The sequence below is a fragment of the Mycobacterium sp. UM_Kg1 genome (assembly GCF_000972925.1).
GTDB lineage: Bacteria > Actinomycetota > Actinomycetes > Mycobacteriales > Mycobacteriaceae > Mycobacterium > Mycobacterium hiberniae.
In genome coordinates this window covers 1-12,453 of record NZ_JRMK01000016.1, presented here as the reverse complement: position 1 = coordinate 12,453, position 12,453 = coordinate 1, and the positions used below count along the sequence as shown (strand labels likewise).

Genomic DNA, 12,453 nt, shown 5'->3' with positions numbered 1-12,453 from the left:
AGGCGCTCAGATGGCCCGACAGACCCGGCTTTCCACCGGAAACGGCCTCCCCGAGGTCGTCGTCACCGGCGTCGCGATGACGACCGCGCTGTCCCCCGACGCCGAGGAGACCTGGAAGAAACTCCTGGACGGCCAGAGCGGCATTCGCAAACTCGACGACCCTTTCGTCGAGCGGTTCGACCTGCCGGTGCGTATCGGTGGGCACCTGCTGGAGGACTTCGACCACGAGTTGAACCGCAAGGAACTGCACCGACTGTCGTATCTGCAGAAAATGGCGGTCATCCTGGGGCGCCGGGTCTGGGCGAATGCCGGCGCGCCGGAAGTGGACCCGCGCCGGCTGCTGGTGTCGATCGGCACCGGTCTCGGCTCGCCGGAGGAACTGGTCTGGGGATACCAGGGCATGGTCGAAAGCGGCATGAAAGGCGTTTCGCCACTGGGCGTGCAGAAGTACATGCCCAACGCGGCGGCCGCGGCAGTCGGGCTGGAGCGCGGAGCCAAAGCCGGTGTGTTCACCCCGATCTCGGCCTGTGCCTCCGGTGCCGAGGGTATCGCCCAAGCCTGGCGCAACATCGTCCACGACGAAGCGGACATCGCGATCTGTGGCGGAGTCGAGACCAAGATCGAGGCCGTTCCCATCGCCGGATTCGCCGCGATGCGCATCGTGTTGTCGACGTCCAACGACGACCCGGCGGGTGCCTGCCGACCGTTCGACGTCACCCGCAACGGGTTCGTCTTCGGCGAGGCGGGGGCGTTGATGGTCATCGAGACATTGGCACACGCCAAGGCGCGCGGCGCCACGATTCTGGGCCGGTTGATGGGTGCCGGAATCACCTCGGACGGCTACCACATCGTGGCGCCCGATCCGCTGGGGGAGCGGGCCGGATACGCGATCACCCGGGCGATCGAGCTTGCCGGGCTGGCCGCCACCGATATCGACCACATCAACGCGCATGCGACCGGAACCCGAATCGGCGACCTCGCCGAAGCGCAGGCGATCAACAACGCCATGGGAGCTCACCGGCCGGCGGTGTACGCACCGAAGTCGGCGCTGGGGCATTCGGTCGGCGCGGTGGGGGCGGTGGAGTCGATCCTCACGGTCCTGGCGTTGCGGGACGGCGTGGTCCCGCCGACGCTCAACCTGCGCCATCTGGACCCCGAGATCGACTTGGATGTCGTCGCAACCGACGTACGAACAGGCGACTACCGCTTCGCGATCAGCAATTCGTTCGGGTTCGGCGGCCACAACGTGGCACTGGCGTTCGGAAAGTACTAGCACCTGAGTGAGTACAGGGAGGGGGACGCCTTCGGCTGCCGGCCGAAGGCACATTGCCATGGCAAAGAAGCTGATACCGCATTTCGAGGACGTGCAGGCCCATTACGACCTGTCCGATGATTTCTTCCGGCTCTTTCTCGATCCGACCCAGACCTACAGTTGCGCCTACTTCGAGCGCGACGACATGACGCTGGAGCAGGCGCAGATCGCCAAGATCGATCTGGCACTGGGCAAGCTGGGCCTGCAGCCCGGCATGACGCTGCTCGACGTCGGCTGCGGTTGGGGCGCCACCATGCGCCGGGCGGTGGAAGCGTACGACGTTCATGTGACCGGGCTGACCTTGAGCAGAAATCAAGCGGCCCATGTGGAGTCCATGTTCGCGTCGATGGACAGCAGACGCAGCAGGCGAGTGCTGTTGGAGGGCTGGGAGAACTTTGGCGAACCCGTCGACCGGATCGTGTCCATCGGTGCCTTCGAGCACTTCGGGCATGAACGTTACGACGACTTCTTCGCCATGGCCTACGCCGCTTTGCCGGACGACGGCGTGATGCTGCTGCACACCATCACCGGGCTCACCGGACAGCAGATGGTCGACCGAGGCATGCCGCTGACCTTCTCGATGGCCCGCTTCATCAAGTTCATCGTGACCGAGATCTTCCCGGGTGGGCGGCTTCCCACCATCGAGATGGTCGAGCAGCATGCGGCCCGAGCGGGTTTCACCCTGACCCGCAGGCATTCACTGCAGCCGCACTACGCGCGGACCCTCGACTGCTGGGCGGCGGCGCTGGAGAGCAACAGGGAACGGGCCCTGGAAATCCAGGGCCGGGAGGTCTACGACCGCTACATGCACTATCTGACCGGTTGCGCCAACGGCTTTCGCACCGGCTACATCGACGTCAACCAGTTCACGTTGCAGAAGTAGGCCGGCGATGACCGACACTCCCGCGGCCGGGTCGTTGCGGCCGCACTTCGCCGACGTCCAGGCCCACTACGACCTGTCCGATGACTTCTTCGCGCTGTTCCAAGACCCGACGCGCACGTACAGCTGTGCCTATTTCGAGCCGCCGGAACTGTCGCTGGCGCAGGCCCAGATCGCCAAGATCGACCTCAATCTCGACAAGCTCGATCTGCGGCCGGGAATGACGCTGCTCGACATCGGCTGCGGCTGGGGATCGACCATGAAGCGCGCCCTGGAGGTCTACGACGTCAACGTCATCGGCCTGACGCTGTCGAAGAACCAGTACGCCCACACGCAACGACTGCTCGACGCCGTCGACACCGAGCGCCGGCGGCGGGTGCTGCTGCACGGGTGGGAGGAGTTCGACCAACCCGTCGACCGGATCGTCTCCATCGAGGCGTTCGAGCACTTCGGTCACGAGCGCTATGACGACTTCTTCGCCCGGTGTTTCCAGATACTGCCCACCGATGGGCGAATGACGATCCAGAGCAGCGTCGGTTACCACCCGTACGAGCTGAACGCGCGGGGCAAGAAGCTCACCTTCGAGACCGCGCGGTTCATCAAGTTCATTCTCACCGAGATATTTCCCGGCGGGCGGCTGCCCACCACGGACATGATGGTGCAACACGGCCGCAAGGTCGGTTTCGTCGTACCCGAAGCGCTGTCGCTGCGGCCGCACTACATCAAGACGCTCGGAATCTGGGCCGATGCGCTGGAAGCCAACAAGGCCGCGGCCATCGAGATCCAGTCCGAAGAGGTCTACCAGCGGTACCTGAAGTATCTGCGCGGCTGCGAGCACTACTTCAGCGACGAAGTTCTCGACGTCAGCCTGGTCAGCTACCTCAAACCTGGAGCCGGGCCCGGCTAGCGGGCAGCGCTATCGGCCCAGGATGGGCGGGAACGCGCCGTCGAGGCCGGGGATACCCATCGGTATCCCGGGAATCTGGGGCAGCTCTGGAATCTGGCCGCTGGCCAGCTGGGACAGCATCTGCGGGCAGTAGATCTGTACCGCGATCTCGGTGAACATCCGCGCCATCTGCGGGGACATGGCGGGCCCGCCCCCCAGGCCGGTGACCGGCGCGGCCACCGAGGCCGCCTTGCCGGCGGGTTCGGTCAGCTTCGGGCACACGGACTGGCCGAGCGCTGCCGTGGCGGCAGGGTCGCCCACCGGGACGCCGGCCCTGGCCAGATCGGTCAGAAACGTGGTGTCGACCGGGCTTGCCTGCGCCGGTGCCGCTGAGCCCGCGGCGGCGATCAAGCCCGCCAAGCCGGCCACCGCGCCCGCCCTGATCCCGAAGCCTCGCATGGGTCCCCCGTCCGGTCGTTCGGCGCCGAGCGGTGCGCGGAAGGTATCCGAACGTTGTTGTTGAAATCCTGCATCAAAGCCGTCACAGCCACGAGTCGGCCGGGTCACGGTTTGCCTACGGCGACAGCTGGCGCGGCCACCACCGCGTTTTCGACGTGCTCGAGGAACTGACGGCGCCGTTCGTGGATGCGGCCGCCCTCCGCTTGAATCTTGGTGTGTTTCCGCTCCGGATACGGACAGTGAGCAACGTAAGTCGGACCATGGCCATCGGACCGGAGAAAAGCCCGGCTCGCCGGAGATTTATCCAGATTTGCTTCAGGTTTTCATCGTGTGAGCGTTAGGGTGCTGCCAGCGATAAGCAGTCCCCGCTCCTGTCGGAGGTCGCCATGAAGCTAATTTCCACGTCCCATTCCCTGGGAGTTGTGGCAGTGGCCGTGACCAGTGCCTCCGCGGTGGTCGCCACCCCGATCATGACGCCGGATTTGGCGTCTGCGGTGCGCACGGTGACCGCGGAGGTGACGCTGCTCGACAACGTCGCCCTGGTTATGGGCGGCACCGGAACCCCCATCCCGGGGAGATGGGACTTTCACTGGGCCGACCAATTCCTCTCGCACCTCGGCTACGACGGCTACACCATGCACGGCGTCTTCACTCCCGAAGGCCTGTACCCCGGAACCGGCGTCAAGAGCCTGCCGCTGGACACCTCGGTCGACCAGGGTGTGCGGATGCTCGACTGGACGCTTCGCGACCGCATCGCCGACGGCGACAACGTGGTGGTCTACGGCGTCTCGCAGAGCGCGGTGCTGTCGTCAGTCGAGATGAGCCGGCTGCTCGAATCCGGCGACGCTCCCGACGCCGACCAGTTGTCGTTCGTCCTGATCGCCAATGAGATGTTCCCTAACGGTGGCCTGCTGTCGCGCTTCGCCATCCCGGAGGTACCGCTGTACATCCCGTCGATGGGGATCGACTTCTACGGGGCTACGCCCGACACCCCGTACGCCACCGACATCTACATCGCGGAATACGACGGGTTCGCCGACTTCCCGCGCTATCCGCTGAACTTCCTGTCGACGCTCAACGCCGTACTGGGAATCGCGCTGGTACACGGCCCCGGCTACACCCGGCCGGACTCCATCGACAGCGCCCAGCTGTTGCTGGGCTCCACCAACTACGACGGACCCCTGACGCTGCCGGACGGCGTCTCGGCCGCCCTCAACACCGACTACTACATGATCCCGACGGAGATCCTGCCGCTGCTGCAGCCCCTGCTCGCCATCCCGGTGTTCGGCGAGCCGCTGTATGACCTGCTGGAGCCCGTCACCCGAATCCTGGTCGACCTGGGCTACGGCAACGTCGACACCTACGTCGACGGCGTCTTGACCCATGGCGGCTGGGACCAGGGCCCGGCGAATGTGCTCACCACCTACGGCGTGTTCCCGGAGATCGACGTCATGACGCTGCTGAACTCGCTGTGGCAGGGCGCGCAGCATGGCTTCAACGATTTCATCTACGACCTTGGGCACCTGTCGTTCGGGAGCCCGGCCGATGCGCTCGGTTCGGGGATGGACTTCGCGCTGCCCAGTCTGCTCGACGTCGTCAACACCTTCTCCGGCGCGGCCTCCACGCTGTATTCGGTGCTGCTGCCGACCGCGGACATCATCAACGCTTTGCTGACCACCATGCCGGCTTACAACATCAGCATGTTCTTCAACGCATTCCAGAACGGCGACGACCTGCTGACCACTCTGACGAACGCCATCGGAATGCCGAGCGCGGCCGACGCCGGACTGATCCCCACAGCCATCGGGTTCGAGCTGATGAGCGTGATGAGCGCGTTCCAGTCGATCGCCGATGACTTCGCCGACCTGTTCAGCGCCTAGCGGGAATCGCCGTCGCGAGAAGGGCTTTGGCTCCGGCTACTGGGCCAGCGTAAATATCTGCCTGGGCTAGGAATCCGACAGCGTGGCCCGCGTACACACGGTGATGTAGGGCAGCGCGAGGCCGGTGGAACCGACCAGGGCGGGATGGGTGGCCAGCAGGTTGCGGACCTGGTCCAGGGTCTTGGTGCGCACCGCGTCCGGGGAGGTGATGCAGTAGCTGCGGGAGGCGACCAGGTCGATCAGGGCCTGCGGCGTCAGGTAATTCGTCCACTCCACCTGATGGCTTTCGATGTCGCCGAACGGCGCGGGCAGGCTCACTCCTGCGTCGACCACGTCGCGGGCATCCTCACGGCCGATGATCGTGCCCAGTTCCTTGACCCAGCCCAGCCGCTCATCACGGGTGTTCCACACCAGACCGAGGCGGCCACCGGGCCGCAGCACCCGGACCAGTTCGGGAATGGCCCGGCTGGCGTCGAACCAGTGCCAGGCCTGGGCCACCAGCACCGCGTCGACACTGTTGTCGGGCAGGGGGATCTGCTCGGCGGAGCCCAGCAGCGCCGGGGTCCCCGGCAGGGCGCTGGCCAGCACTTCGAGCATTTCGGCGATCGGATCCACCGCCACCACATTCAGGCCGCGATCCACCAGGCGGGCGGTGAGCTTGCCGGTGCCCGCACCCAGGTCCAGGACATCGCGGGCGTCGGGCGGCAGCAGCCAGTCGATGGCCTCCGGGGGATACGACGGGCGTCCCCGCTCATAGGCGGCGGCTTGGGAACCGAACGACAGCGAACGGTCGCGGCGGCCCGGCTCAGACGGGCTCACCGGCGGCGGTCCCGGGAGGCGCTCGCCAGGTCCAGAGTGTGCCGGATCAGCTCGCCGACCCGACCGGTCTCCAGCAGGAAGCCGTCGTGCCCGGCGTCGGACTCCACCACCGCCAGCCCGTCGCAGCCCGGCAGCAGCTCGGCCAGTTCCGCCTGCAGCCGCAGCGGATACAGGCGGTCCGAGGTGATTCCGGCGACCACCGCCGGAACCGGACAGCCCCGCAGCGCCGCGGCGACCCCGCCGCGTCCGGTGCCGACGTCGAAGCTCGACAGGGAATCGGTCAGGGTCACGTAGCTGCCCGCGTCGAACCGCGCCACCAGCTTCTCGCCCTGATGCTCCAGGTAGCTCTGCACCGCGTAGCGGCCGCCGGCGGCAGGGTCCTCCCCGTCCTGGGCGGCGTTGGCGAATCGCCGGTCCAGTTCGGCCTCGCCACGGTAGGTCAGATGCGCGATGCGCCGGGCGATCGCCAGTCCGGTTTCCGGGCTGCGGCCGGTGCCATGGTAGTCGCCGCCCTGCCAGTCCGGATCGGCCTGGATGGCCGCGATCTGGGTGCTCTGCGTGCCGATCTGGTCGGCGGTCGCGCGGGCACCGACAGCCAGCAGCAATCCGGCGCCCACCCGGTCGGGGTGCCCCACCATCCACTCCAGCCCGCGAGCACCGCCCATCGAACCGCCCAGCACGGCGGCCACCTCGGTGATGCCCAGCGCGGCCAGCGCGGCGATGTCGGCCTGCACCTGGTCGCGAATCGTGATCGCGGGAAACCGGGAGCCCCAAGGCTTTCCGTCGCGGGCCAGTGAGCCCGGCCCGGTCGACCCGCGACAGCCGCCCAGCACGTTGGTGGCCACCGCGCACCAGCGGTCGGTGTCGACCGGGGCGCCCGGACCGATCACGCCGTCCCACCAGCCGGGGGTGGGGTGGCCCGGGCCGGCGGGCCCGGTGACGTGGGAGTCCCCGGTCAATGCGTGCAGCACCATGACGACGTTGTCGCGCTGGGGCGAGAGCTCGCCCCAGCGCTGCACCGCGATGTGCACGTCATCGAGCACCGCGCCGCTCTGCAACGTCAGCGACCCGATGGCGACCACGCCGGTCTCACCCTCGGCTGGCAGGAGCTGCCTGGGCACGTCGGAGACCGTCACCGGGGACCGCCTCAACGGGCCGCCAGCGACGCGCCGTCGAGGCGCGCCGAGGCCGCCGCGAAGCCGAGCTCCAGGTCGGCCAGGATGTCCGCGATGCCCTCGATGCCCACCGCCAGCCGAACCAGGCCGGGGGTCACACCGCTGGCCAGCTGCTCCTCGGGGCTGAGCTGGGCGTGCGTCGTCGACGCCGGGTGGATCACCAGCGAGCGCACATCGCCGATGTTGGCGACGTGGCTGTGCAGCTGAAGCGCGTCGACGAACGCCCTCCCGGCCTCGACACCGCCCGCGAGCTCGAAGGACAGCACGCCGCCGACGCCCTTGGGAGCCAGCTGCTGGGCCCGGGCATGCCACGGCGAGCTGGGCAGTCCGGCGTAGTTGACGCTCAGCACGTCGTCACGGGCCGCCAGGAACTCCGCGACCTGCTGGGCGTTGGCCACGTGCCGCTCCACCCGCAGACTCAACGTCTCCAGGCCCTGAGCGATCAGGAAGGCGTTGAACGGCGAGATCGCCGAACCCAGGTCGCGCAGCAACTGCACGCGGGCTTTCAGTGCGAACGCCGGGGCGCCCAGGTCGGCGAAGACCACGCCGTGGTAGCTCGGGTCGGGTGTGGTGAACCCGGGGTGGCGGCCCTGGGTCCAGTCGAAGTTCCCGCCGTCGACGATCACGCCGCCGATCGCCGATCCGTGCCCGCCCAGGTACTTGGTGGCCGAGTGCACCACGATGTCGGCGCCGTGGGCCAGCGGCTGGATCAGATACGGGGTGGCGACGGTGTTGTCGACGATCAGCGGCACACCATGCTCGTGCGCCACGGCCGACACGCCCGGGATGTCCAGCAGGTCGATCTTCGGGTTGGAGATGGTCTCGCCGAAGAACGCCTTGGTGTTCGGCCGCACCGCCGCCCGCCAGGAGTCCAGGTCATCCGGGTCCTCGACGAAGGTGGTCTCGATGCCCAGCTTGGCCAGTGAGTAGTGCAGCAGGTTGTAGGTGCCGCCATACAGGCGCGGGCTGGACACGATGTGGTCGCCGGCGCCGGCGAGGTTCAGAATCGCGAAGGTCTCCGCGGCCTGCCCGGAGGCCACCAGCAGGGCCGCGACCCCGCCTTCGAGTGCGGCGATCCGCTGTTCGACGACGTCGGTCGTGGGGTTCATGAGCCGGGTGTAGATGTTGCCCGGAACCTCCAGGCCGAACAGCTTGGCCGCGTGATCGGTGCTGTCGAACGTGTAGGAGGTGGTCTGGTAGATCGGCAGCGCACGGGCGTTGGTGGCGGCGTCGGGAGCCTGCCCGGCGTGGATCTGCTTGGTCTCGAACGACCAGAGCGCAGTCGGGTCGGTGGTGTTGTCGGCGGTCATCGGTTCCTCGGGGGTGTTATCGCTGGACAGAAGAGCAAGTCTGGGTCTGGGATCAGCAACAACAACAACGGCCGAGCGGGCGCAATGAGGCACGCATCAGGTTCCCCTGTCTACTCGGGGGGCCCGTTGTGGCGGACCCGCGCTTGCCGCGTAGCCGACGGTGGCTACTCAACCCGGTCATCACCCGGGGCACCCCACCGCGGTTGGAGGGTTGCCGGCCAGCAAGCCGGGGCTTCGCGCTGGCACTCATGACCGCCACGGATCTTATCGCATCCCCCGGAGCTGTCGCCAGTTACTCACCGGCGGTGTGCACGCCGGAGAGGTACGCGATACTGGGGGCCGCCGTGTACAACGCGGCACACGATCGTTCGCCACGAACCTGACGCCGGGAGAACAGCCATGTGCGCCGACCAGCCGACCATCTTCTACACGTTGACCGACGAGGCGCCGCTGCTGGCGACCTACTCGTTCCTGCCGATCGTGCAGGCCTTCACCGGCCCCGCGGGCATCGACGTGCAGCCCAGTGACATCTCGCTGGCGGCCCGCATCCTCGCGGAGTTCCCCGACGAGTTGACCGAGGAGCAGCGGGTTCCGGACAACTTGGCCGAACTCGGGCGCCGCACCCTGCTGCCGGACACCACCATCATCAAACTGCCGAATATCAGCGCGTCGGTGCCCCAGCTGGTCGCCGCGATCAAGGAGCTGCAGGGCAAGGGTTACGCGCTGCCGGACTTCCCCGAAGACCCCAAGACCGAGCGTGAACGCGACGTCCGCAACCGCTACGCCAGGTGCCTGGGAAGTGCGGTAAACCCGGTTCTGCGGGAAGGCAACTCCGACCGCCGTGCGCCCAAAGCGGTCAAGGAGTACGCGCGCAAGCACCCGCACAGCATGGGGGAGTGGTCACAGGCGTCGCGCACCCATGTCGCCACCATGCGCCACGGCGACTTCTACCACGGTGAGAAGTCGATGACACTGGACCGTGACCGCGACGTCAAGATGGAACTGAAAACCAAGAGCGGCAAGACAATTGTGCTCAAGGAAAAGGTGTCGCTGCTCGACGGCACGGTCATCGACTCGATGTTCATGAGCGTGCGCGCCCTGCGGGAGTTCTACGAGGAGCAGATGGAGGATGCCCGCAAGACCGGCGTGATGTTCTCCCTGCACGTCAAGGCCACCATGATGAAGGTCAGCCACCCCATCGTGTTCGGCCACGCCATCAAGGTGTTCTACAAGGATGCCTTCGCCAAACACCAGCAGCTCTTCGACGACCTGGGCGTCAACGTCAACAACGGTTTGGTCGACCTCTACAGCAAGATCGAGACGCTGCCGGCCTCCAAGCGTGAGGAGGTCATCGAAGACCTGCACGCCTGCCACGAGCACCGGCCCGAACTGGCGATGGTCGACTCGGCCAACGGCATCACCAACTTCCACTCGCCCTCGGACGTGATCGTCGACGCCTCGATGCCGGCGATGATCCGGGCCGGCGGCAAGATGTACGGCGCTGACGGGCGGCAGAAGGACACCAAGGCCGTCAACCCCGAGTCGACCTTCGCGCGGATCTACCAGGAGTTGATCAACTTCTGCAAGACCCACGGCCAGTTCGACCCCGCCACCATGGGCACCGTGCCCAACGTCGGTCTGATGGCGCAGAAGGCCGAGGAGTACGGCAGCCACGACAAGACCTTCGAGGTGCCCGAGGACGGTGTCGCCGACATCGTCGACCTCGCCACCGGCGAGGTGTTGCTGAGTCAGAAGGTGGAGGCCGGCGACATCTGGCGGCTGTGCACCGTCACCGACGCCGCCATCCGCGACTGGGTGAAACTGGCCGTTCAGCGGGCCCGGGCCTCGGGCATGACGGCGGTGTTCTGGCTGGACACCGAGCGTCCGCACGAGGCCGAACTGCGCAAGAAGGTCAAGGCCTACCTGGCAGACCACGACACCGAGGGTCTGGAGATCCAGATCATGCCGCAGGTGTGGGCCATGCGATACACCCTCGAACGGCTGATCCGCGGCCAGGACACCATCGCCGTCACCGGCAATATCCTGCGCGACTACCTCACCGACCTGTTCCCGATCCTGGAGTTGGGCACCAGCGCCAAGATGCTGTCGATCGTCCCGCTGATGGCCGGTGGCGGCATGTACGAGACCGGCGCGGGCGGTTCGGCGCCCAAGCATGTCAAGCAGCTGGTGGAGGAGAACCACCTGCGCTGGGACTCGCTCGGTGAATTCCTCGCCTTGGCGGCCAGTTTCGACGACCTGGGTGCCAAAACCGGTAACTCGGCGGCCAAGATCCTGGGTGTCACCCTGGACGCGGCGATCGGCAAGTTGCTGGACGCCAACAAATCCCCGTCGCGCAAGACCGGCGAGCTCGACAACCGCGGCAGCCAGTTCTACCTGGCCAAGTACTGGGCCGAGGAGCTGGCCGCGCAGACCGAGGACCCCGGACTGGCCGAGCACTTCGCCGCATTGGCGAACGTGCTGGACAAGAACGAGGACGCCATCCTCAACGAGCTGAGCGTGGTGCAGGGCAAGCCGGTGGACATCGGCGGGTACTACGCACCCGATCACGCGCTGACCTCGGCGGTGATGCGGCCCAGCCCGACACTCAACGCTGCGATCGACGCCAAGGACTGACGCGGCGGCGGGCGGCCGGTCGGCTTACTGAAGGACGCAGAGGACTTCGTCGAGAGTGGCGGTGCCGCTCACGTGATCCAGTCGCGTGGTGTCGAACATCGCCGGGCCGGTGGCCGCCCTGTCAGTCAACAGGTAACGGCCCGCATCGGGGGTGCGGCGCACCAGGTCCTCTGGGGCGCAGGTGCCGGTCAGCTTTACCGCGTCGGTGAAGTTGACGCCGACCTGGAACACCTGTGGTTCGGCCTGCAGTACGCCGGTCAGTCGGGCGATGTAGTTCTCCGGGGCGAAGAACCGCCAGCCCGCGTCCAGCCGCAGCCAATAGCGACCGCCGACCGCGTCGATGGCCGCCGTGCCCGGATCGGCGAACTCCAGAAACGGGTACCGCTGGGCCAGCAGCGCCCGATCTTCGCCTGACAGGCCGGTGTCGATCGCCACGAAGCGTCCGACGCGGGCCACGTCGAGGCAGCAGTGCAGGAACGAGTTCAGGGTCTGCTCGGTACCGGATCGGTCAGGCCCGGTGCGCAGGGTGAGCGTCACCTGCGCGTCGGGCGGCCCGCCAACCAGGTTGTGCACCACCGCCTCCGGATACTGCGACGCTGCGTCGAGCATGGCAGGAACCGAATAATCGCGGTTGGAGGCGATGCGTTGCCGTTCGTCGTCGGGGACCTCGGTGCGCGCCACCAGGTCCCGGCACAGCATGAAGGCTTCGTCGTGGTTGCCGAGCCACGACGCGCACACCGCGCGCTCGTCGGTCGCGCGGAAGTTGTAGACCCCCGCGTCGACCCAAAGGTTGTCGTCGGGCATCGGGATTTCCTCGGCTTGCCTGGCGAAGAGGTGACCGAGCTGGTAGCGCCCCGCGGAGCGGTAGGCGAACGCGATGCAATACAGCGGTTCGGCGCGGGTCGGCCGAAACTCCCAGGCCCGTAGGTAGGCGGCCTGCACTTCCGGCCACGGTTCGCCGAGTACCTCCATTGCGCCGGCTTTGCGGTACATCGAGAAGTAGACCTCTTCGTCGTAGCCCCCCATTTGAGTCCGCCGTTCGTACCAGGGGACTGCGGCGGCGTAATCCTCCAGATCCTGTCTCTTATACACATCTCC

The 12,453-nt window shown here is 67.0% G+C and carries 10 protein-coding genes and 1 riboswitch; of the genes, 5 read left to right on the top strand and 5 right to left on the bottom strand.

Features of this window, described 5'->3' with window-relative positions:
• Nucleotides 1–10 precede the first annotated feature (10 nt).
• Genes LI92_RS04280 through LI92_RS04270 form a run of 3 tightly spaced genes read left to right on the top strand, consistent with a single transcriptional unit; the run spans nucleotide 11 to nucleotide 3,099 of the window.
• Nucleotides 11–1,273 (top strand): KasA/KasB family beta-ketoacyl-ACP synthase, encoded by a 1,263-nt coding sequence (locus tag LI92_RS04280; protein ID WP_046316343.1) that lies wholly within the window; start codon nucleotides 11–13, stop codon nucleotides 1,271–1,273.
• 58 nt (nucleotides 1,274–1,331) lie between these two features.
• The gene (locus LI92_RS04275) at nucleotides 1,332–2,195 is read left to right on the top strand and encodes a cyclopropane mycolic acid synthase family methyltransferase (RefSeq protein ID WP_046316304.1); all 864 of its coding nucleotides are present in this window, start codon (nucleotides 1,332–1,334) and stop codon (nucleotides 2,193–2,195) included.
• Between the two features lie 7 nt (nucleotides 2,196–2,202).
• Entirely contained in the window at nucleotides 2,203–3,099 is an 897-nt protein-coding gene (locus tag LI92_RS04270; RefSeq protein ID WP_046316303.1) for a cyclopropane mycolic acid synthase family methyltransferase, read from the top strand.
• A gap of 9 nt (nucleotides 3,100–3,108) precedes the next feature.
• Here LI92_RS04270 and LI92_RS04265 read toward each other — a convergent pair whose 3' ends face one another.
• A complete protein-coding gene (locus LI92_RS04265) occupies nucleotides 3,109–3,537 on the bottom strand; it encodes a DUF732 domain-containing protein (RefSeq protein ID WP_046316302.1) in 429 nt (142 codons plus the stop codon).
• A 386-nt stretch (nucleotides 3,538–3,923) separates the two neighbouring features.
• Between LI92_RS04265 and LI92_RS04260 the strand changes: the two genes are divergently transcribed.
• Entirely contained in the window at nucleotides 3,924–5,417 is a 1,494-nt protein-coding gene (locus LI92_RS04260) for a PE-PPE domain-containing protein (protein WP_046316299.1), read from the top strand.
• Between the two features lie 66 nt (nucleotides 5,418–5,483).
• Here the strand turns inward: LI92_RS04260 and LI92_RS04255 are convergent, their stop codons facing one another.
• From LI92_RS04255 to LI92_RS04245, 3 genes are read right to left on the bottom strand one after another with little or no spacing between them, the layout of a single operon-like run.
• Nucleotides 5,484–6,236, bottom strand: a complete 753-nt coding sequence (locus LI92_RS04255) for a class I SAM-dependent methyltransferase (protein ID WP_046316297.1) — start codon at nucleotides 6,234–6,236, stop codon at nucleotides 5,484–5,486.
• Nucleotides 6,233–7,372 carry a homoserine O-acetyltransferase MetX gene (gene metX / locus LI92_RS04250; RefSeq protein ID WP_046316295.1) on the bottom strand — a complete coding sequence of 380 codons (1,140 nt, stop codon included), beginning with the start codon at nucleotides 7,370–7,372 and terminating at the stop codon, nucleotides 6,233–6,235. Before metX ends, LI92_RS04255 begins: the two co-directional genes overlap by 4 nt.
• An 11-nt stretch (nucleotides 7,373–7,383) precedes the next feature.
• Nucleotides 7,384–8,721 carry a bifunctional o-acetylhomoserine/o-acetylserine sulfhydrylase gene (locus LI92_RS04245; RefSeq protein WP_046316294.1) on the bottom strand — a complete coding sequence of 446 codons (1,338 nt, stop codon included), beginning with the start codon at nucleotides 8,719–8,721 and terminating at the stop codon, nucleotides 7,384–7,386.
• 134 nt (nucleotides 8,722–8,855) lie between these two features.
• Nucleotides 8,856–8,975: riboswitch (SAM riboswitch) on the bottom strand.
• Between the two features lie 145 nt (nucleotides 8,976–9,120).
• On the opposite strand from LI92_RS04245, the gene LI92_RS04240 reads away from it, so the two are divergent.
• Complete coding sequence (locus LI92_RS04240; RefSeq protein WP_046316292.1) at nucleotides 9,121–11,355, top strand: NADP-dependent isocitrate dehydrogenase; 2,235 nt, start codon at nucleotides 9,121–9,123, stop codon at nucleotides 11,353–11,355.
• Nucleotides 11,356–11,379: 24 nt separating this feature from the next.
• Here LI92_RS04240 and LI92_RS23650 read toward each other — a convergent pair.
• Nucleotides 11,380–12,453 (bottom strand): hypothetical protein (locus tag LI92_RS23650; protein ID WP_046316289.1); only part of this gene is annotated, 1,074 nt, incomplete at its 5' end.